The sequence below is a fragment of the Streptomyces sp. genome, assembly GCF_019510245.1.
Classification (GTDB): domain Bacteria; phylum Actinomycetota; class Actinomycetes; order Streptomycetales; family Streptomycetaceae; genus Streptomyces.
Map to the genome: position 1 here is coordinate 34,287 of NZ_JAEKKT010000209.1, position 21,359 is coordinate 55,645.

15 protein-coding genes and 2 pseudogenes are annotated in these 21,359 nt (G+C 68.8%); 10 read left to right on the forward strand and 7 right to left on the reverse strand.

Annotated features, from left to right (window positions below):
• The first annotated feature begins 434 nt into the window (after nt 1-434).
• The 4 genes and pseudogenes from JF597_RS42315 to JF597_RS42325 all read left to right on the forward strand — a co-directional run bounded on the left by JF597_RS42315 (nt 435) and on the right by JF597_RS42325 (nt 4,378).
• Nucleotides 435-1,424, forward strand: coding sequence for an AMP-binding protein (locus JF597_RS42315; RefSeq protein ID WP_294009265.1), 990 nt, complete (start codon nt 435-437; stop codon nt 1,422-1,424).
• Nucleotides 1,418-3,700: a lantibiotic dehydratase gene (locus tag JF597_RS42320; protein ID WP_294009267.1), complete on the forward strand. Its 2,283-nt coding sequence runs from the start codon at nt 1,418-1,420 to the stop codon at nt 3,698-3,700. Before JF597_RS42315 ends, JF597_RS42320 begins: the two co-directional genes overlap by 7 nt.
• A gap of 74 nt (nt 3,701-3,774) precedes the next feature.
• Nucleotides 3,775-3,948: pseudogene (locus tag JF597_RS55800) on the forward strand (phosphopantetheine-binding protein); the annotation flags it as partial.
• Between the two features lie 160 nt (nt 3,949-4,108).
• Complete coding sequence (locus tag JF597_RS42325; RefSeq protein WP_294009269.1) at nt 4,109-4,378, forward strand: hypothetical protein; 270 nt, start codon at nt 4,109-4,111, stop codon at nt 4,376-4,378.
• 915 nt (nt 4,379-5,293) lie between these two features.
• Here the strand turns inward: JF597_RS42325 and JF597_RS42330 are convergent.
• Nucleotides 5,294-6,370: a LacI family DNA-binding transcriptional regulator gene (locus JF597_RS42330; protein WP_294009271.1), complete on the reverse strand. Its 1,077-nt coding sequence runs from the start codon at nt 6,368-6,370 to the stop codon at nt 5,294-5,296.
• Between the two features lie 299 nt (nt 6,371-6,669).
• On the opposite strand from JF597_RS42330, the gene JF597_RS42335 reads away from it, so the two are divergent.
• The gene (locus JF597_RS42335) at nt 6,670-9,645 is read left to right on the forward strand and encodes a Tat pathway signal sequence domain protein (protein WP_294009273.1); all 2,976 of its coding nucleotides are present in this window, start codon (nt 6,670-6,672) and stop codon (nt 9,643-9,645) included.
• A 137-nt stretch (nt 9,646-9,782) separates the two neighbouring features.
• Here JF597_RS42335 and JF597_RS42340 read toward each other — a convergent pair whose 3' ends face one another.
• The 4 genes from JF597_RS42340 to JF597_RS42355 are packed head-to-tail and all read right to left on the reverse strand — an operon-like array spanning nt 9,783 to nt 14,560.
• On the reverse strand, nt 9,783-11,381 hold the full coding sequence (locus tag JF597_RS42340) for a family 43 glycosylhydrolase (RefSeq protein ID WP_294009275.1): 1,599 nt from the start codon (nt 11,379-11,381) through the stop codon (nt 9,783-9,785).
• Nucleotides 11,378-12,334 (reverse strand): carbohydrate ABC transporter permease, encoded by a 957-nt coding sequence (locus tag JF597_RS42345; RefSeq protein ID WP_294009277.1) that lies wholly within the window; start codon nt 12,332-12,334, stop codon nt 11,378-11,380. Before JF597_RS42345 ends, JF597_RS42340 begins: the two co-directional genes overlap by 4 nt.
• Nucleotides 12,334-13,218: a carbohydrate ABC transporter permease gene (locus JF597_RS42350; RefSeq protein WP_294009279.1), complete on the reverse strand. Its 885-nt coding sequence runs from the start codon at nt 13,216-13,218 to the stop codon at nt 12,334-12,336. The genes JF597_RS42345 and JF597_RS42350 overlap by 1 nt, the downstream gene beginning before the upstream one ends.
• A gap of 16 nt (nt 13,219-13,234) precedes the next feature.
• Nucleotides 13,235-14,560, reverse strand: a complete 1,326-nt coding sequence (locus JF597_RS42355; protein ID WP_294009281.1) for an extracellular solute-binding protein — start codon at nt 14,558-14,560, stop codon at nt 13,235-13,237.
• A gap of 265 nt (nt 14,561-14,825) precedes the next feature.
• Here JF597_RS42355 and JF597_RS42360 point away from each other — a divergent pair, with 265 nt between their 5' ends.
• Genes JF597_RS42360 through JF597_RS42370 form a run of 3 tightly spaced genes read left to right on the forward strand, consistent with a single transcriptional unit; the run spans nt 14,826 to nt 17,130 of the window.
• Complete coding sequence (locus JF597_RS42360; protein WP_294009283.1) at nt 14,826-15,833, forward strand: hydroxyacid dehydrogenase; 1,008 nt, start codon at nt 14,826-14,828, stop codon at nt 15,831-15,833.
• Nucleotides 15,830-16,081 (forward strand): hypothetical protein, encoded by a 252-nt coding sequence (locus JF597_RS42365; RefSeq protein WP_294009285.1) that lies wholly within the window; start codon nt 15,830-15,832, stop codon nt 16,079-16,081. The genes JF597_RS42360 and JF597_RS42365 overlap by 4 nt, the downstream gene beginning before the upstream one ends.
• A gap of 5 nt (nt 16,082-16,086) precedes the next feature.
• Nucleotides 16,087-17,130 carry a LacI family DNA-binding transcriptional regulator gene (locus JF597_RS42370; RefSeq protein WP_294009288.1) on the forward strand — a complete coding sequence of 348 codons (1,044 nt, stop codon included), beginning with the start codon at nt 16,087-16,089 and terminating at the stop codon, nt 17,128-17,130.
• Between the two features lie 314 nt (nt 17,131-17,444).
• Here the strand turns inward: JF597_RS42370 and JF597_RS42375 are convergent, their stop codons facing one another.
• Both JF597_RS42375 and JF597_RS42380 read right to left on the reverse strand, forming a co-directional pair.
• Nucleotides 17,445-18,758 carry an alginate lyase family protein gene (locus tag JF597_RS42375; RefSeq protein ID WP_294009290.1) on the reverse strand — a complete coding sequence of 438 codons (1,314 nt, stop codon included), beginning with the start codon at nt 18,756-18,758 and terminating at the stop codon, nt 17,445-17,447.
• 134 nt (nt 18,759-18,892) lie between these two features.
• Nucleotides 18,893-19,162, reverse strand: a complete 270-nt coding sequence (locus tag JF597_RS42380; protein WP_294009291.1) for a hypothetical protein — start codon at nt 19,160-19,162, stop codon at nt 18,893-18,895.
• 229 nt (nt 19,163-19,391) lie between these two features.
• On the opposite strand from JF597_RS42380, the gene JF597_RS42385 reads away from it, so the two are divergent.
• On the forward strand, nt 19,392-20,456 hold the full coding sequence (locus JF597_RS42385) for a LacI family DNA-binding transcriptional regulator (protein WP_294009292.1): 1,065 nt from the start codon (nt 19,392-19,394) through the stop codon (nt 20,454-20,456).
• Between the two features lie 572 nt (nt 20,457-21,028).
• Nucleotides 21,029-21,359, forward strand: a pseudogene (locus tag JF597_RS42390) (hypothetical protein); the annotation flags it as partial.

Below are 21,359 nucleotides of genomic sequence, written 5' to 3' on the forward strand. Positions count from 1 at the left end.
CCGAGTCAGGGCCGTGCATACGTGGCCTGAATGTAGTCGGCGTAGGGCCCATCTCTCCAAGTATAGCCAGCGACGTCGCCAACAGGACCTGGATCATGGGCTGCGGAGACTGGGCAACCCACGCGCCACAACCACAGCTGAGATCACGATCGGCTGAACTGAGATTCGTCCGATTTCCAGCGGATCCCTGGTCCGCTGGAAAATGGCCCCGGCCGCAGTCCGGATCGGCATGATCCGAGCCAGTCTGCTCTTGATCCGCGGGTTCGGGGTTCACGTCGAATGGCTCTTCCTTTGAGTCTGCTGGCTGGTGGGCGTGTCGCGGTGGTCTGGCACCCATCGATATGATCTTGGCGTCTGTTCCGCTTTTGTGACGCTTGAGCACATCAAGAAGAATGCGGGCGCGACCCCGTGCCAGCAGAGCCGGAGGCCGGACTGTGACGATAGCATTCATACCCCCTGCGGAAGCGGGCGACGAACCTTCCTTCGAGATCAGAATCCTCGGACCTCTGGTCGTCACCGCCCGAAACAGCAAGGCGAGCCTCCGCAGCCCCAGGGCGTGCCGGCTCCTGGCGCTGCTCGCCATCAACGCCAACGCAGTGGTGGCCGAGGTGGCCTACGACGCCGACCAGGCCGGAGCGCATCAGCTGCCCGGGCTCAGCGTCGCGTCCACCCAGGTCGTCGAGGTGAGCGACGATGATTGGGCGAAGGCCCTGGACGAGGACGGCGGCGGCCTCGACCACCGACCGGTTGGCCCCGACGAACCGGCCTATCTCATGTTCACGTCGGGCTCCACGGGGACGCCCAAAGGTGTGCTCATCAGTCACGCGAACGTCCTGTCGTTCCTGGACTGTCAAATAGCGGCCTACGGGACGGGTCCCGGCTGCCGACTGTCGCAGACCTTCGAGCTGACTTTCGACCCGTCGGTGTTCGATCTGTTCGTCGCGTGGAGGTCGGGGGCCGCCTTGGTGGTTCCCACCAAGCGGGAGCTCATGACGCCCGGCCGCTTCGTCGCGGAGCGGGGGCCGACGGCCGCGATCAGTGCGCGGCACTGGTACCGCACCGGCGACCGCGTCCGGCTCGAAGACGGTCAGCTCGTCCACCTGGGCCGCTGGGACGACCAGATCAAGGTTCTGGGACACCGGGGTCGAGCCGGGCGACGTGGAGTCGGCCCTGCGCTCGATGGCGGAGATCACCGACGCCTGCGTCACCGTCCGGACCTCGGCGGACGGCGAGCACGAGCTGATCGCGCTGTACACAGGGGAAACCCGGACCGACGACTGGTTCATGACGGCGGTGCGCTGCCTCCTCCCCCTTATAGGGTCCCCATGCACTATCACCGCGTGAAACGGCTGCCACTGAACCAGAACGGCAAGATCGATCGGGTGCAGGCGCTCGGCCTGGCCCAGGAGGTGTCGTCATGGTGAGCGGCGACCGGGGCCTGATCCGGCTGGGAGCCTCCCGATGGTGGATGCATCCCGAGTTCGTCCTGCGCAGCGCGGGCTTTCCGGTGGCGGATGTGCGCGTACTGTGCGACGAGGAGGCCGCCTCCGCGGCGGACTCGGAGCTGAGCGACGCGCAGTTCGCCCCGATCTACAAGCAAGCCGAACAGCGCACGGCCGAGGCGATAAGGCACCTCGCCGGGGACAATACCTATCGCGAAGCCATCGCCTGGCAGAACCCCGGGTTCATCGAGATGGTCGACAAACTGGCGGATGACGCACAGATGTCGCAGAAGCGCAGACGGCAGCGCACGTCCACGTTCGTCAACTACGTCCAGCGTTATTGCACGAAGAACGACACCATCGGGTTCTTCGGCCCGATCGCCTGGTCGTGGATCACACCCGGTTCGAAGGACCTGAGCGTCCGGCCCGGACCCGGTCTCGTGCGCACCAGAGCGGTCTTCTTCGAGTGGTGGGCCATCGACATGCTGGCCCGCATCTGGTCCGACGATCCCGAGGTTGTTCCGTGGCTGCGCCCCGTGGTCGCGGAGCACCTGTATCTGCACGACGGCACACTGCACGGGCCCCGGGGAAGAACACGCGCTTTCGAGCCCGGGGAACGCAGTCTGATCGAGCAGTGCGACGGCACCCACACCCTCGCGGAACTGTCGGCCGCCAGACCCGAGGCTGATGTGCCCGGCCTAGTGCGGACCTGGGCGGAGCAGGGATTCCTGACCATGGACCTCTCCGGGCCGTTCGAGCCGTTCCCGGAGCGCACCCTGCGCGGCAAACTGGCCCGGATCGGTGACGAGCCGACCCGCGACCGGCTGATCGCGGCTCTCGACGAGTTGGCCGCGGCCCGTGACCAGGTCGCCGCCAGTGCGGGCCGGTCCGGTGCGGTGCAGGCCGCTCTCCGGTCCCTCAACGAGACCTTCGAGCGGATCAGTGACACCAGCTCCTCGCGCCGACGCGGTGAGGCATATGCCGGCCGGGCTGTCGTCTACGAGGACACGAGCCGCGACATCGACATCGAACTGGGCTCTCTCGTGCTCGACGCGATCGCGGATCCGCTCAGCCTGGTGCTGGACAGCGCCGCGTGGATCGTCGAGCAGGCCGCCGCAGGCTATGAGGAGCGGTTCCGGCTGCTGTTCGCCAAGTACGCCGCGCGGACCGGCCTGGACACCGCCCCTTTGGACGCCCTGGTCGGGTCTGCGACCCGCGAACTGGACTTCGCGCGCGAATCGCTGTCCCCGCTCGTCGCCGAGCTGTCCGAGCGGCTGGCCCGGAAGTGGCAGGAGATCCTGGCGGTACCCACTGGCGTCTCCCGTTTCTCCATACGCTCGAGCGACATCGCAGAACGGGCGCGCGCAGCGTTCCGGTCGGGTGCGCTGCCGTGGTCGGCCGCCCGGCATCACTGCCCGGACTTCATGATTGTCGCGCCGGACGCCGCGGCGGTCGCCCGCGGCGAGTTCCAAGTCGTCCTCGGCGAGATCCACCTCGCGCTGAACACCCTGGACGGCCGGGCCGTCACCAGCACACACCCGGATCCCGACCGGCTGCGCGGCTACAGCCGGGCCGATCATGGGACCCGGCGTGTGGTGCCCGTCCCGTCGCGTTTCTCCCTCCAGGTCAACTCCCGCACTTACCCGCCGGTCCTGCTGTCGGAGGACTTCACGTACTGGACCATGCACCCGCACTCGACAGGTGCGCCCGGCGACGTGACGCCCGCTGCGGCACTGGAGGTCACGGCGCGGGGCGACCGGATGGTCGTCGTGGACGTGCGGACCGGACGCTGGTGGAACCTGACCGAGGTCGTCGGCGACCTGTTGTCGGCGACCCTGCTCAACGCGTTCGCAATCACCCCTCCCGCACGGCACCGGTCCCGGGTGACCATCGACAACCTCGTCGTCGCCCGGGAGCTGTGGACCTTCGAGACGACGGAGCTGACCTGGTCGGACGTCGGCGCTGAGGGGTCGCGGTTCCGCCGGATCCGGCGCTGGCGGGCTGAGAACGCGCTGCCGCGCCGCGTTTTCTACCGCGTCGCCGGCGAGGTGAAGCCCCTGTACCTGGACTTCGCGAGCCCGGCTCTGGTAAACCTCGCCGCCGCGATGATCCGCAGGGCGACCCGGCACGATCCGCGGAGCACCGTGGAGTTCAGCGAGATGCTGCCGGAGCCCGACGACTGCTGGCTGGTCGATGACCGAGGGCGTCGGTACACGTCGGAATTCCGACTCGTACTCATGGATCCGGATATGGAATAGCAAGTACCGGATAATCCCTGAAAGGCGTACCCATGGAAAACGCAGTGGACGCCACCGACACCATGACCGCGATCATGGAGATTGACGGTGACCTGCTCAGCACCCCGGTACAGATCGACGGCGACTCGGACTTCCACGAGCTGAGAGGCAACTCCCTGCTGACGGGCATCCTGGTGGCGAAGCTGCACAGTATGTTCAGTGCGAAGGTCGCCGTCCGTGAGGCCTTCCGGCGGGCCAGCCCGCGGCAGCTCTCGGAGATCATCGCGACCGCGGCGGGACACGGCGTGGCTGCCGCGACCGTAACCACCGCCCAGCATCGGCCGAACCCGGCCGTCAAGTCCAAGGAACAGCCGTGGCGCGACCGAACGACCGGGACTTCCGGCTACATTTCGCAGGACGCTGGTCTCGGTGATCGGTTCCTACTTCACAGCCTTCGGACTGCCGCTACTCGTCTACGCCCTGACTGTTTCGGCGATGAACCTCGCGATCACGACGGTCTGCTCGTTCCTGCCATACCTGCTGTTCGGGCTGGTCGTGGGCGCGTGGATGGACCGGGTCGACCGGCGCCGCGCCGGCGACGAACGCCGCACGGAGCCTGGTGGGTGCGGTCGTCCGGTGCTGTGGGGGCTGGGCGTGCTCGACGTGATGGTGCCGGCGGCCTGGGGCGGGACGTGGTAACGGCGGGTGCGTCCGGTTTGACGATCAGCTCTTTGCCGCGCAGCTTGCGCAGGTCGTAGGCGCCCTGGCGACAGGTGTAGCCGGTGACGCCGGTCATCGTGTGGACCTTGGCGACCAGGTCGGCGGTGGTGAACCCGCCAGGGGCCGGGGCCAGGGCGATCACGGCGCCAGCGCGGCACGTATGCGCGGGCTGTTCATGTCGATGCCGCCGGTGCGGGTGCGACCGACCATGGTGGGTGCCGGGAGCCGGTCTAGGACTGCACGCTTGACAAACCCGCAGGGACGAACCGGCCGCAGGGACATTGCGTCCCTGCGGCCGGTTTGCTGTCGGCGAACTCTGGCGGCGAACCCGGGGTGCTGCCAGGTGGCCCGCCGGGGTTCGAGCGGCTCCGCCAACGGCGTGTCGAAGACGCGCAACTCGGTGTGGAGCGGGCACCGCCCCTGACGGCCGGCGCCAGCCCCGTCGGCAACCTTCGTGCGGAATGGACAACGGGAACGGCCCCGGCTGAATCTGCCCCGGGAACGCTGGTTCTGAGCCCGGTTTGAGCCCACCCTGGACCAACCCTGGACCATGTAGGTGACGAGTCGTCAGGATGTATAGACCAATGCGTTCGAGAATCGGCGAAAGGCTAGGTCAGGGACCTAGTTGGCCCTGCTCGATCTGTGCCCCCGGCCGGATTCGAACCTGCGACCATCGGATTAGAAGCGGCCCGGGCGGCTGCTTCGGCGTCGTCCTCTCGGTCGGTCATGAGCATCGTGGCGTAGACGGTGCCGGGGGCGTTCATCCCGTCTTCGGACTCTGATGATTGATCACTGATACCGCCAGTCGCTGAATTCGCGAGGCGCCCGGCTGGCTCGTCCAGCCGGGCGCCTCGTTTGGCACTCGTGCCAAGCGGCGGACAGCAAGGGTGGAGCTCAGCCGCGGCCGAGCCCGGGAGCAGGCCCCGCCGATCCCCGGATCACGACGTGCGTGCCGAGCATGATGTGCTGCGGCTCCTCGGGATGCAGCGCGAGCCGCACCGCCGTGCGCCCGAGCTCCTCGGTCGGGATGCGCACTGTGGTCAGCGGCGGCTGCACGTCCAGCGCGAGCGGGATGTCGTCGTACCCGACCACCGACACGTCCTCCGGCACCCGGATCCCCGCGTCGTGCAGCGCCGCGAGCACTCCGGCGGCGACCATGTCGGTCGCGGCGAACACCGCCGTGAACTGCTTGCCGGAGGCGAGGAGCTGCTTGGTGGCGCGCACCCCGACTTCGCGCGTGAACGTGGAGGGGACGACCAGCGCCGGATCGTGGTCCACGCCGTACGCTTCGTGGGCGTTGAGGAACCCCTCGAACCGGTGGGCCTTGGTGGTGTTCGGCGGCTCGCCGGCCTTGTCGGCGCCGATGAACGCGACCCGCCGGTGCCCGCGCGCCAGCAGATAGCTGGTGATCGCGAACGCGCCGCCGATGTTGTCGTACTCGACGACGGTGGCCGGCACGTCGTCGCCCAGCGGTGGCCGCCCCGCCAGCACCAGCCGTGAGCCGGCCTTGTCCAGGGCCTGGGCGAAGGAAGTCATCCGCTGCCGGTATGCGTCGTCCAGCGAGCCGCCGCCGACCAGGATCACCGCGTCGGCGCTGTGCTCGCGCATCATCTCCACGACGGCGAGTTCGCGCTCCGGGTCGCCGTGGGTGGTGAAGACCATGCAGAGCCGGCCCTCGGCGGTGGCCTGCTGCTCGACGCCCTTGGCGACGTAGGCGAAGGACGGCCCGGTGATGTCGTCCATGATGAACGCCACGGTCTTCGTGCCACCCTTGGCCAGCGCGCGGGCCTGCGCGTTGGGCACGTAGTCCAGCTCGCGCATGGCCTTGAGCACCTTGGCCCGCGTGGCCTGCGCGACGGGGTAGTTCCCGGCGACCACGCGCGCCGCAGTGGACGGCGAGACCCCGGCGCGGGCGGCGACGTCGCGGATGGTCGCGCGCTCGCCGTCGCCGGTGATCACTTTTCTCGCCACGGCGAACCTTCCTGCTTTCCTGGACGGCGGTCAAACTCAGCAACCATACAGTGGCACAGACACGTCAATAGACACCGGTGTCTAGCGTAGAGACGCGGACTCGTCGTGGTCAACACTCGCGGTGCATGGTCGATCAGCTTGTCTTTCAGAGCGAGAGTGCTAGAAGGTAACGTATCTGTAACGACACCTTGTGGTGTGCGCCACATTGCTCCTACCGTCTCGCAGAGACCGGTGTCTATACCTCTAGGCGTAGTCCACCCTGATTCTGGCGCGGCCCCCGCCGCGCGGAGAGGACAGCCATGTCCGGAACACCCACTCGGCGCGACGTTCTCAGGTACACCGGCGCGGTTGGTACGGCCGGCGCGGCGGCCGGCGTCACCTGGCTCGCCGAGACCGGCACCGCCGCGGCCGACACCACCCAGACCGCGCCGCCTGACGACAAGCACCCGGCCTCGCCTTATGCCGCCGGACGAGCCGCCCCGGCACCGCTGGACTCGATCACCTTGGGCAATGACGCCTCCGAAGCAGCCCACGGACTCGTCCCGACCCTGTCCTCAGTCGTCGCCTCCGGCGGCCTCGGCCAGAGCGCGCGGATCCTGAACCCCGCGACGCCGGCCGCCTACGAGGGCGGAACGGTCGCGTTCACCCTCGCCTGCGCGCCGACCGGGACGACCTACGTCACGATCAAACTCTGGGGCGACGACTACGACGGCTCGGCGACCGAGACCGATGTCGGCACCCACCTGTGGCGGCTCCAGCTGTTCTGCGAGGGCCTCCAAGTCGGGTACCAGGACCAGGGCGAGGTCGACAACCTCGACATCATCGACACCGCACCGCGCGCGCCGGGCCGCTTCTTCTTCCACACGCTGCCGTTGCCAGAGCACCTGACCGTCGGCAAGACGTCCGTGTCGCTGGAGATCCGCGCCCTCGGCCGCATCTGGTCCTACGGACAGAACGCGGCTCAGCTCTACCGCCCCATGACCACGCCCTCACGCGGCATCTACCGCCTGTATTCGCACACTGATCCGTTCTTCGTGCCGCCGGCCGGGGACGTCCAGGGCCCCGCGCCGACCCCGTCGATCCGGACGTCTCCGGGCCCCGAGGCACTCGCCGCCGTCCGGGCCCGGGTGGTCAAGGACACCGAGACGCTGCTCACCACCGCCGATCCGCACACCCTGGGCGGCTGGTCGATGCAGCACCTGGCCGAGTCCTACTTCTGGCCGGACTGTTCGGGATATCAGCAGGCTTCGACGATCGAGCGCGCGCTGGAGGCGATCGACGGCCGCTACTGGGCCTGGAAGGCAGACTCCGCGGTGCTGACCGCCTCCGACCAGCAGTGGCAGGGCTTCGGCCGGGTCGGGCTGGTGCTGGCGCTGCTTTGGGAGCACCTCGCCAGTGGACTCGACGCGGCGGTCACCGGCTCCCCGTACAGCCTGGCCAATCCCGGCTTCGAGCTCGGCTCGGGGGCGACCGCCACCGGATGGTCGGTTCCGGGGTGGAGCGCGAACGGCACCGCGACTCGCGACACGACGTATGGGCGTTCGGGCACGTATTCGATGAAGCTGGTGCGCAACGCGAGTGGCACGCAGGCCATCGCGGTCGACAACCACACCAAGGTCAGCCTGGATCAGGGCACGTACACCTACGGCGTGTGGGTCAAGGGCCAGGACGTCACCGGCGCGGGCGTCTACCTGGACGTACTCTTCTACGACGCGGCGGGCAAAGTCGTCGGCACCGACAACAAGTGCTACTCGCCGACCGGAACGTTCGACTGGCGGTACCAGTCGCTGACCCTGGCGACACCGGCGAACGCGGTGTCGGCCTGGCTGTTCATCGGTGTGAAGGACGGCGGGACCGCGTGGATCGACGACGTCACCGTCGTCGCACCCGCCGGCGGCGCGCACACCCCGCCGACCCGCCGCGCCGCGTACACCGACATGCTGGTCTCCAGCCGCGACTACTGGCGGCAGCACTTCCCGCACTACTCCAACCAGGTGCAGATCTGCGCCATCGGCATCTACCAGTGCAACAGGGCCCTGCGACTGCTGGGCTCCGGCCTGGATCTGCCCGAGGCCGCCGCCCGGAACTACCTGTACCAGGCGGTCGGGCTGGTGCCGTATCTGGGCCCTGAGGACGCCGCCGGCAACCCGGCCAAGCCGCTGGGCGACTCCTACCACCAGGTGACCGCCGCCGGTCTGACCCGCGAACTCGGCTACGTCGGCAGCTACGGCGAGGTCACCGACTGGCTGATCATGATGTACGAGTCGCTGACCCGCGGTGCGGCGCCGCAGGACGATCCGGTGTTGAAAGCGCAGATCATCAAGATGGTCAAGGCGCGCGGCCACTTCCACTCCTTCGACGTCGACGCCGCCGGCGCGCGCATCGCCCGCGTCGAGACCGTCATCGGCTGGCGCAACGAGGTCTACCCCGGCATCCCGGACTACGCGCAGCGCACGGTGTGGGACTCGCACCCGCTCCAGGCGGCGGTGGTGTTGCAGGACCCGGACATCATCGGCTGGACCCAGGAGATGATGGCCGACGGCCAGTTCCACCCCCAGCTGGACCTGCTGATCTCCTATCCCTGGGACCGGGTCGGGCTGAACGCGTTCCGGCTCATCGCGCGGGACTGGGACGCCTTCCAGGCGCTGCCGCCCCAGCCCGGACGGCTGCCCACCGGCTGGGACGCGCCGGACTTCGTCGTCGCCGACGAGGAGAACGGCGCCGTCGCCGTCAAGCACGGCAGGGAGCTGCTGTACGCCTCGCTGTACTGGCGGGCGCGGCAGGGGATCAACAACTACGCCCGCGTGCACCACCTCACCGAGACCGACCAGCGCTCGGCGACGATCCGGCAGCGGACTTACGGCGCCACCACGACGGCGTTCGCCGTGCAGGACTGGATCCTGTGGGACTACGCCATCAACGACCCGGCCGCCGCCGCCATCCCGCCGGGAGGTTTCCCGCCGCCGGGACCGCCCCTGCACCAGTCGCTGGCCGGGGACCTGTACTACAAGGCGCCGATCCCGGCGGACGTGCCGGACCCGACGCTGGGGGTGCACTTCCCGGGGGTGGAGACGATGCTCGTCGGGAACGCGCCCTTCTACCTCTGCCGGTACGGCGACTTCTTGATCGCCATGAACACCACGGCCGACCGGTCCTTCACCCTGCCGCCCCGTCCCGACTTCGGCCCGGCCCGCGACCTGGTGTCAGGACGCTGCTACACCCCGCACGAGCAGCCGGTGCTGGGGCCTCGTACCACGATCGTCCTGGTGCGGTGAGCGTGGTCGACCGCTCCCGGGATGGCGGTGAACGCCATCCCGGGGTTTCGGGTGTCGGTTCATACGGGGTCCTAGGAGGGTTCCAGGTTCTGGTGGTTCGGCCGACGTCCCCGCATCGCCGCCGCCCGCGCTTCGGGCTACCCCGAACCCTCCCCGAAACGGACTGACGCCAGCCGGAACCCGTGGAAATCGGCGCAGAACACCCCGTCGACCAGATCATGCGCCCGAATCCCGGCGAACGCGCCGGTGAAGCGCAGCTTGCCGCCGGCGTCGTCCGACAACTCGGTGAAGTCCAGGACTGCGCCGATCGGTTCCTCGCGGCCTCCGCCTCCGCTGCGCATCCAGAACTGGGCGTCGGCACCGTCGATCGTCGCGCCCACCGTGACCGGTTGTCCGGCCGGAACCTCCCGGACCGCCGCGCGGCGTAGCCCGCCGGAGTCGCGCGTGGTCAGCATCAGCGCGGTGCGGCCCGGTTCGGTCCAGGTGAGGTCGAGGGCGAGGTACGCCTCAGTGTTGTACCACAGCACCAGGCCCGCGGCCTGAGTGAACGTCGCGGGACGCGCGTCGATCGTGACCTCGACTCGGGCCTGGTGCTCGGTGATCCGTTGCGCGAGCAGGCTCTGGTCCCACAACGACTCCGGGCCGTGCCGTGCGCGCAGTCGGATCCAGCCGGGACGGGACGTCGTGTCCGCCCATGACTCGTTCACCGGCTCGCGTAACGTGCTCCAGGGCCAGCCGAGGTCCGGGCCGCCGCTCTCAGAGTTCTGTGACGCGCCGTCGGGGGAGTCCGGAACGTCGGGCACCTCGACCTCCACAGCGGCATGCCATCCGCCGTGACGCAGTCGAGGCCATCCGTCGTCATCCCACGCGATCGCCTGGATCGCCGTCTCACGCCCCAAGGCGCACCGAGGGCCGTGGGCGGTCGACACCGGCCGCGCAGCGAGATGGCCCATGAACCACTCCCCGCTCGGCGCCCGCACCAACTCGCCGTGCCCCGCCTTCTGCAACGGTTGCGAAGGGTCGTCCCGAGACGTCAGCAGCGGCTCGTCGCAGACCTCGTATGGTCCTGCGATGTCACGGCTGCGCGCGACCAGCACCCCGTGTTCGAACCCTGTGCCACCCTCGGCGAGCACCAGGTAGAACCAACCGTCGCGGAACAGGAGCTTCGGCCCCTCGACGAACCGCTCGCGGTCACGGTCGCGCCGCAGGATCAGTCGCGTCGGACCCGCCGGCAGCAGCGTCTCGCGGTCGAGTTCGGTGAGCACGATCCCGTCGAACCGGTTCCCGCCGGGACGGTGGTCGTTCCGCAGATTCAACAGCCACAGCCGTCCCTCGTGGTGGAACAGCGAAGGATCGAAACCGTGCCCGCTCACCCGGCGCGGCGTGCTCCACGGCCCGGCCGCGTCCGGCGCGGTGCTGACGTAGACCTCCAGATCGAAATACGGCTTCATCACCGACCGCACGATCGCGTAGACCACCCAGAACCGCTCGCCGTCCCAACTCAGCGCGGGCGCCCAGATGCCGCCGGAGTCGGGGATCCCGGCCAGCGAGCCGCCGGGCACGGCGCTCCCGACATGCCCGGCGTACTCCCACGAGACCAGATCCCGCGATCGATGCAACGGGATGGTCGGAAACCATTCGAACGAACTCGTCGCCACGTAGTACCACTCACCGACGCGAATCAGCGACGGATCCGGCGCGAAACCCCGGATGACCGGGTTTCGCAGAGTCCTCACTTCAAAGCGCCCATCGCCACCCCGGACCGCCAGTACCGCCGCATGGCGATCATCATCACGGCCAGCGGGATGATCGAGAGCAACGCTCCGGTCAGCACCAGGCCGGTCAGGTCCAGCCCCGACTCCAGGCGCTTGCCGGTCCAGTCGTACAACCCGAGCGTCAGCGTCCAGTTCCGCTCGCCGCGCAGCATCGTCAACGGCAGGAAGAAGCTGTTCCAGGTCCCCACGAAAGCCAGCAGGAACACCGTCGCGCCGCCGCTGCCCATCATCCGCAGCACGATGCTGAAGAAGATCCGCAGCTCCCCGGCGCCGTCCAGGCGCGCCGCCTCCAGCAGTTCCCAGGGCACGGCCGATTCGGTGTAGACCTTGGCGAGGTAGACGCTGAACGGGTTGACGAAGCACGGCAGCAGCACGGACCAGGGGGTGTCGACCAGGCCGATCTTGGAGAACAGCAAGTACAGCGGCAGCGTCAGCATCGCGGTGGGCACCAGGAACGACCCCACGACGAACGCGAACACCATGCCCTTGCCGGGGAAGTCGAAGCGCGCCAGCCCGTACCCCGCGGCCATCGCCACCACGGTTCCGCCGAGCGACCCGACTCCCGCGTACAGGATGGAGTTGCCGAGCCAGCGCAGGAAGACGCCGCCATCGTAGGTGAACAACTGCCGCAGGTTCGTGCCGAGGTGCATCCCGGAGAACCAGAGCCCGTTCGTCTGGTACAGCCCGGCCTGGTCCTTGGTGGCGGCCACGATCAGCCACCAGACCGGGAAGACGCTGTAGAGGGCGAACAGCAGCAGCCCGGCCAGGACGAAGCGGTCCGAGCGGCGTCGGGCGGCGCCGCTGAAGCTGGACGGCGGTGCGGAGCCCTTGGCGCGCCGGACGGCGGAGCGCTGTGCCGTTCGATCCGCCGGCCGGTCTCCAGGTCGCGTCGTCGTCGGGTGAGTCGTCGACATCAGGCCACCTCCCGAGACGTGAAGCGATAGAAGAGGTAGGACGCGGTGCCGAGGATCGCCGCCAGGATCACCGACAACGCCGCCGCGTAGTCGTAGTTCCCCGCGTTGAACGCCTCGTTGTAGATGACCATGATCGGTGTGAAGCGGGCCGTGACGGTCTGCGGGGTGACGTGCCGGAAGAGCAGGGGCTCGTTGAAGATCTGCAGCATGCCGATGATGGAGAGCATGCCGGTCAGCACCAGCGCGGGCCGCACGGCGGGGATCTTGACGCTCAGGGCCACGCGCAGCTCGGAGGCGCCGTCCACCCGCGCGGCGTCGAACAGCTCACGCGGGACGGCCTGGAGCGACGCGTACAGGATGAGCATGGTGTAGCCGATCCCGTGCCACGTCAGCAGGTTGCCGATGGACGGCCACACCATCGCCGGGGCGAAGAAGTTCCAGGAGAAGCCCAAAGCCTTGCCCAGCGGGGTCAGCGGCCCGACCATCGGGCTGTACAGGTTGACCCAGACGATCGCGGCCACGATCCCGGGAATCATGTACGGCACCAGCAGGACCGGCCGGAACCGTGCCGCGGCCCGGGCCGTCACCGAATCCAGCAGCAACGCCATCAGCAGGCTGATCGCCAGCAGCGCGGGGACCTGGACGCACGCGAACAGGAACACCCGCCACACCGAGCCCAGGAACGCGCCGTCGGTGAATCCGTGTCCGTAGTTGCGCAGCCCCACGAACTCGGTCGAGGTGCCGCCGAGCCCGAGCCCGGACTGCTGCTCCAGGAACAGGCTCTGGTAGATCGCGTAGCCGATGGGGATCAGGAACAGGAAGACGAAACCGATCAGGAAGGGCGCGGTGAAGGCCGCGCCCTTCCAGCGAATCGAACGGACCACGTTCTCTCAGCCCTTCTCAGCCCTCGACGTTGATGCCGCGGGACTTCAGGTCGGCGACCGTCCACTGCTGCATGTGCGCCAGCAGGTCGGTGAGCTTCTGCTGCTTGGACATGACCTTGGCCCAGCCGTCGGCGAGCTCGTCGTACATCGCGGTCCAGTCCGGGCCGAAGGTCCAGTCGGTGGCCACCGTGCCGATGCTGTCGGTCACCACCTTCTGGCCGTCCTGGTAGTCGGGGCCGAGCAGCTTCTCGGAGACGGCGCCGGCGACGTACTTCGAGGGATCGGCCAGGGCGGGCATCAGGCCGGCCCCGGTCGCCGGATCGGCCATGGTCTTCACGGCGCCCGGATCGGTCGACAGCCACAGCGCCGCGGCGGCGGCCTGGGCCTTGGCCTTGCACTGGGCCGTGATCAGCGTGAGACCCGCGCTCTGGTTGGTGCCGGCCGGCGTTTTGGCCGGATCGCCGGCGAAGGCCGGCCACGGGGACAGCGCCCACTTCCCGTTCGACTTGGTGAAGTTCTTCACCATGCCGGCCATCTGCCAGGTGGAGATCTGCCGGGTGACCGTGCCGCCGTCGTCGTAGTTGCGCTGCACGGCCGTGTAGTCGGCGAAGGAGAGCTGCGAGTCCAGGCCGTCGTCGACGATCTTCTGGATCACCGTGGCGGCCTTGAGCGTGGCCGGGTCCTGGAAGTCCACCTTCCAGGAGTTCCCGTTGATGGCGTACCAGTGCGCGCCGGCCTGCATGGCCAGCGTGACCAGGGTGCTGGGGTCCTCGCCGGCGTAGTTGGTGATGTGGACCCCGTGCTGCTTGAGGACTTCGCCGTCGGCGATGAAGTCGTCCCACGTGGCCGGCGGCTTGAGGCCGTACTGCTGGAAGACGTCGGTCCGGTAGATCGTGAAGGCCGGCGCCGAGCTGGTCGGCACGGCGTAGACCTTGCCCTGGACGCCGGCGCCGGCGAAGGCGCCGGGGTTGAACTCGGCCTTGTGTGGCGCGACCCACTGCGTGACGTCGGCCAGCTCGCCCTGCGAGACCAGGGTCGTCACGTTCTCGGCGGTGCCCTGTACCAGGCACGGCTCGTTCCCGGCCTTGAAGGCGTTGTTCAGCTGCTGCACCGTGGGGATGCTGCCCTGGGTCTTCGTGTACTTGAGCTGGACGTCCTTGTGGCTGGCGTTGAAGGCGTCGACCACGGTCTGCAGGCCGTTGTTCCAGCCCCAGAAGTCCAGCACGACGGGGTTCTGCGCCGTGCCGGTCTGTCCGCCCGCGCTCTTCGAACTGCCGCATCCGCTGATCAGGCTGACGCCGACTGACAGCGCCACGGCCGCCCGGCAGGTCCTGGAGATCATGCTGTGTGTCCTGTCTCGACGAGGTGGATCGGGGTGGATCGGGTAACGGGGTAAGGGTGGCGCGAATAGAGACCGGTCTCTAGGACCGTAGAGATGCGTGGCGCGGATCACAAGATGCCGTTACGGATGCGTTACCTTTCACATCGTTTTCAGCTGCTAGCGCGGCTGTCGATTTCCTGGCGCCGGAGTCTTGACCGCCATCAGCGAGCATCCCTACCGTAGACACCGGTCTCTACCACGTATCCATCGGATCAAAGGACTCCCCGTGCCGCCACGCCTGCAGGCGCTGTTCGCCATGAGCCCGGAACACCTGCCGCTGCTGTTCCCGCCGCCGGTCATGGCCCGGCTCACCGGACTGGTCGACATCGATCCCGGGCTGGTCGTCTCGTCGTTCGAGGCCGGCGGTGTCGCCGGCGCCGACGCCGCCGCCACGCTGGCCGGCGCCGACCTGCTCATCACCGGCTGGGGCTGTCCGCCTCTGGATGCCGACACCCTGCTCGCGGCGCCCCGGCTGACCACCGTCGTGCACGCCGCGGGCTCGGTGAAACACCTGGCCACCCCGGCGGCCCTGGCCCGGAGCCTGACGTTCTCCTGCGCGGCGGACGCCAACGCGGTGCCGGTCGCCGAGTACACGGTCGGTGCGATCTTGTTGGCCGGCAAGGGCGTCTTCAGTTTGCGGGAGCGCTACAGCCGCACGCGGGAGTTCGTCATCGGACGGGTCGAACCCGAGGTGGGCAACTACGGCCGCCGGGTCGGGATCGTCGGCGCCTCACGGATCGGCCGGAGGGTCATCGAGTTGCTCCGTCCTCACGACTTCGACCTCTGCCTCTACGATCCCTACGCGCAGGTGGGCGGGGTGCGGCAGGTCGCCTTCGCGGATCTGCTCGACTCCTGCGATGTGGTCAGTCTGCACGCGCCGCTGACCGCGGAGACGACCGGCATGGTCGGCGCCGCCGAGTTGGCCCGGATGCGCGACGGCAGCGTCCTGATCAACACCGCACGCGGCGAACTCGTCGACACCGGAGCCCTCGCGGAGGAGCTGAAGACCGGCCGCCTGTCAGCGATCCTGGACGTCACCCACCCCGAACCGCTGCCGACGGACTCGATCCTGTTCGACCTGCCCAACGTGTTCCTCACCCCGCACATCGCCGGTTCCCAGGGCAACGAACTGGCCCGGCTGGGCATCGCGGCGGTCGACGAGGTCGAGCGCCTGAGCACGGGGCGTCCCCTGGCCTTCCCGGTGGACCTCGAAACGCTTGGCCGGATCGCATGAGCCCCTCTACGCCCGCCGCGCAGCTCGGCGACGTCGCGTATCTCGCGATCTGGCGGCGCGACGCCTCCGAGCCCCGCATCGAGGTGCCCCGGCCGGAATCAGTACACGTCGATCCCCTGTTCCCGGCCGAGGCTCAGGCTCGCTGGGCCGCCGGCGCCGTGCACGCCACGTCGGCCGCGCCGCACACCGCGTGCCTGCTGCGCCTGACACCGTCCCGCGCTCGCAACGGCGGCCGCCCTGCGAGGTGATCGGCATGGCGAAGGGATCGGCCGGGCTTCCGAAGCTTCGTGCGGTGGCCAGGGCCGCCGGAGTGTCGATCTCGACGGTGTCGAAGGTGCTCAACGGGCGGCCCGACGTCGCGCCGCAGACCCGGATGCGGGTGGCGGACCTGTTGGGGCGGGCGGGCTATCCCGTGGTCGGCGGCCGGGGCGCTCGGCGCGCCGGGGCGGCGGGCGCGGGGAATCTGGTGGAGGTGGTGGCGAGTCGGCTGGACGACGCGGTGACGTCGAAGCTGCTGCGCGCGGTGTGCCTGGAGGCGTACGTCCGTGGCGTGGGCGTCATCGTGAGCGATGTCGAGCCGGTGCGTCGGCGGGCCGGCAGCTGTCCGCCGCGCAAGTGGCTCGACGCGATGGACGCTCGCGGAGCGGCGGCGGTCATCAGCCTTCTGCTGGAGTTCTCCGATGCCCAGCTGGCGTACTTCGACGTGCGCGGGGTCGCGGCGTGCACCGTCGGGGCCGGGGAACCGCGGCGCGGGGAACGCGCGGTCCGGGTGGACGAGCGCGATCGCGGACGCGTCGCGGTGCGGCACCTGCTCGACCTCGGTCACGTGCGGATCGCCCTGGTCGCCGGGCCGGAACGGCTTCCGGCGCATACGCGGTTGGTCCAGGGCTGGCGCGAGACGCTGTTCGAGGCCGGTGTGCGTGCTCCGCGGGAGTATCTGGTCCGCGTGTCAGGGCTCGGAGACGGCCGTCGAGCCGCGCTCGAACTGCTGGCGCTGCCCACGCCGCCCACCGCCGTCGTCTTCGCCGACGACCACACGAACTACGCCGGTGGCGCGGCGATCACCGCCACGGGCCTGCGGATACCGCACGACATATCAGTGCTCTGCTGCACGGTTCCCGGCGCCGGTTCGAAGGTGCCCGACTCGCAGGTCACGACCTTGGTGCAGCCCTGGGACGAGATGGCGCGCGCCGCGATGGATCTGGTGTCGGGGGACGATCCCGGCGTCAGGGTGATCGCGGTGCCACCCCGGATCGTGGAGCGGGATTCGACGGCGGCGCCCCGTCTGCCGGGTTAGCGGGGCGCGGCGGGCGTAGCGTTGAGCGCAGGCGACAGCGCACTGCGATCGCCTCGGCGGCTGGCGCATGACCTCGGGCGGTGGCCGGCCGGCCGCGCGTCGGATTCGGATGCGAAGAGCGGCGACACTGTCAACGTGACAACCCCGACATATTGCGCGGGCCTGGGCGGCCGGACATCCTTGGCTGGTAGCGCCAGGGAATCGGGGGGAGGCATGCGCCGCGTTCTTTGTCTCTTTTCGGCCGTGGCGCTCGGGGCCGGGAGGTCGACACTCGCGCTCGGGTGGCAGATCCGCCTACAAAACGGTGGCGCCTTTTACAACGAATACGCCAATGTGCCGAAGCCGAGTTGATCGTACCCACCGCTGTTCGGTCCGTAGTCCCCACCGCCGCCCTCCGGGGCGAGCAGGCCGGCGTAGGCCTTGCTGTATGGCGCGGACAGGCCCTTGAGCCGGGCGTAGTGGTTGTAGACCAGCGCCCAGCACGGCCGGATGTTGCCGCGGCTGCCCGAGGAGATCGTGTTCTGCGATTCCAGGGTCGTGCAGCCGGTGCCGTCGTGCCAGGTGTAGGGGGTGTAGGGGACGTCGTTGCCGAGGTTGTACTTCGCGATGTATTCGCACATTCGCAGGACCCTGTTGCTCTCGTAGCCGAACAGGTCGTAGCCCTGGTTCCACGCCATCTGGCAGAACGCGCCGACCAGGGCGACGTCCAGCATGGTGTGGCCCTGGTCGCGGCCGCTCTCCTGGCACTGCGCCGTCCCGTCCGAGTAGAGGAACGGGGTCAGATGGTTGATCGAGCCGTTGCCCGCGCCGCTGGAGAAGTAGGTGATCGCCTGGTTGACCTTCGCGCTGTCGTCGCACAGGACGCCGATCGCCAGGATCGAGCACATGTTGCACAGGTCCCAGTTGGCCCAGTAGTGCTGGACGCAGGCGCCGTGGTGGTTGATCAGGAAGTCGTTGTTCAGGGGGTAGAAGACGGTGCGCATCATGTTCTGGAACGCGGCCAGATCGAAGCCCGAGTAGCCGCGCATGATCTCGGCCGCGTTGGCGAATTCGTAGCCGTAGATGCCGGCCGCGAGGTAGCCGTCGGTGCTGCACAGGCTGATGGTCCGGAGGGTGGACGCCCAGCGGTTGAGGATGGTGGCCGCGGTGTGCGCATGGGCGGTGTCGCCGGTGATCCGCCAGTACAGAGCGTTCTGATACGCGGCGGCGATGTCGTTGTAGGCGATGGTGTAGTTCTCGCTGCAACCCGAGCCTCGGACGATGGAGCTCTGCGGGTTGGCGACCCAGTTGCTGGACGCGTGGGAGTTGGCGGTGAGCCGGCCCCAGCCGGACGTCCAGGGCTGGGCGCCGGCGGCGACCTTGGTGGCCATCCGGTTGAGATCGGCCTGGGTGTGGAGCAAACCGGGATGAGCGTAGGTGACGGTCGTCGAGGCTGCGGCTGACGTCGTCGTGTGGGCGGCGTCACGGGGTTGAGTACGGAGCCGGGTACGCGGTGAGGCGGAAGCCGGGCCGACCACCGCCGTGGAGGCGGCGATCGTGGTGGCGGCGATGCCGAGGCCGGCCGCGCTGAGGGCGGCGCGCCGACTGAGGGGGAAGGCCGAACCGTGGTCTTCGGGTGGAGCTGTCATGCCGATCATCTCCCTTGTGCCCGATGCCGGAAAGCGATTTCCCGCCATCGTCGAGTCAGGAGACGAGGTGCGCAACGATCTGCGCGGCGCCGATAATTTCGACAGTCGTTAACCTGTCCGTTACGCGTGTGCGCTCACGCCGTTGTCGCCAGGGCGTGTACGACCCGGCGCAGCTGGGGCGCCGCCTGCAGTACGCGCTCGTCCAGGGGCGGGCACCCCCAACTGGTGACCAGCACCTCCGCCTCGGCGAGCGCGGCAGCCCGCGCGTCCTCGGTGAACGACGTCCCGACCAGGTTCGGATCGATGTCGACCAGGCCCGACAGGCGGCTGAGGATCGGTTCCGGAAACAGCATCGGCAGGTGTTCCGGGCTCATGGCGAACAGCGCCTTGGGACGTGGGGACACGTGGGAGTCCTTCGTAGGGCAGCCTAGAAACCGATCCCTAACGTAGAGGCTCACTCGATCGCGGTCAACAAACTCATGACCTTGCCCACCGCCTTTGGCAGGATCCGGCTCTTCAGCGGCTGCCTACTCCGCGAAGAGATCGGTCTCTACTAGATTGATCCCACGTCGCCTACGCGGCGCTAATCTGTGCCTCGCGGGCACATAACGCCGAACGGAGGGATCCGGCCAGGTGGGCACCAACCCAGTGACTTCGTCCCGCTTCGAGGCGTCGACCGTCCGGGACGTGGCGGCGCGCGCCGGCGTGTCGGCGTCCACCGTCTCGCGCGTGCTCGGCGGGACGTACCCGGTGGCCGAGGCCACGCGGGCGAAGGTGCTGCGGGCGATGCGTGACCTGGACTACGTCCTCAACGCGAACGCCCGCGCCCTGGGCAGCACCACCAACAAGACGGTCGCCTTCGTCGTCGACGACGTTACCGGACCCTTCTACGCGCACATCGCCCGCGGAGTCGAGGAGCAGGCCGCGGCCGAGGGGCTGCTGTGCCTGCTGTGCACCACACACGGCGATCCCCAGCGGGTCCTCGCCGTGGTGGAGCGGATGCGCGAACAGCGTGCGGACGCCGTGGTCGTCGTGGGCGGGGCCTGGGACGACAAGGACTACCGAGACCGCATGGACCACTTCGGCCGCGCGCTGGACAAGGTCGGCTCGCGGCTGGCGCTGATCGGCCGGCCGCCGCTGAGCCGGGGCGTCCCGGCGACCGTCGTCGAGTACGACAACGAGGGCGGCGCGTTCGCGATGACGAGCCACCTGCTCAGCGCCGGCCACCGCAGGATCGTCTATCTGGGCCGGGTGCCGGGGCTGTCCACCAGCAGCCAGCGCCTGGACGGCTACCGCCGCGCCCACGAGATGCTCGACGTGCCCGTGGACCCCCGCCTGATCGTCGACGGGACGTTCTCCCGCGCCTTCGGATATCAGGGCACGAGTGAGCTGCTGGCCGGCGGGGTCGGGTTCACGGCCCTGTTCGCCGCCACCGACATGGTCGCGGCCGGTGTGCTCCAGGCGCTGCGCGAGCGCGGGGTGCGCGTGCCCGACGACGTCGCCGTCGCAGGGTACGACGACATCCCGCTGGCCATCGACGTGTATCCGACGCTGACCACGGTCAACATCCCGCACGAGGAACTCGGCCGTACGGCGGTCCGCCTGGCTCTGCACCGGGACGAGCACCCGGAGAGCCAGCACCAGGTGCTGGGGACGCACATCGTCGTCCGGGACTCGACGCGGCGTTCCGGCCGCTGACCGACTCCAGCTTCCGGTCCCGGATAGAAACCGGAGTCTAAAAACCTCTCCGTCTGACGGAAGTCAGCGAACATTTACGTGCTCGACATATTGCCAGGGCGCCGACGCAACCCTATTCTCCCGTAGAAACCGGTCTCTACGAACGCCCTCGCCAGGCTGCCCGACCCGCGCCGCCAGGCCCGGCGGCCGTGCCTTGAATCAAGGACGTGCCCATGAACCGCAAGCAGTTCCGCTCCGCCACCGCGACCGTGACGGCGCTCTCCGCCCTTCTCGCCGGCTGTGGCGGTTCCGGCAGCAAGACGCTCCGAAGGCCGCCGGGCCGGTGACCATCGCGATGTGGGGCTGGACCGAGGAACGCTTGATCCAGCCGGTGGTCGACAAGTTCAACGCACCCACGCCGACATCAAGGTGAAGTACGTGATGCTCGTCCTCATGATCTCCCTTCAGCGCTTCTGGCGGGCGGGGATCACGCTCGGAAGTGTCAGGTAAGGCCACTGACGCCGCTGACACCACTGACGCCACTCGCCATCGCTCGTCCATCGCTCTCCCATCCACCTTTCCTGGAGGACGAAATGCGATACCGCACGCCCCGATACCGGACCACGGCCATCGCGATCTCCAGCGCGCTGGTCATCACCGCCACCACCGCGGCCGTCGGATTCGTCCACGCCGACGACTCCGGCACCACGGTCAGCGCCGCCGCGGCGTCTTTCCCGCTGCCCTCGCTGACGGCTACGACCAGCGCCGCCGGCTTCGCGCACCCCGGCATCGGGGTGACGGCCGCGAGCCTGAGCTTCGCCCGGGACCAGGTGCTCAAGGGCGTCGAGCCCTGGAAGAGCTACTACGCCGCGATGAGCGCGTCGAAGTACGCCTCCACGACGCTGGTGTCCAAGAACGTCAGCC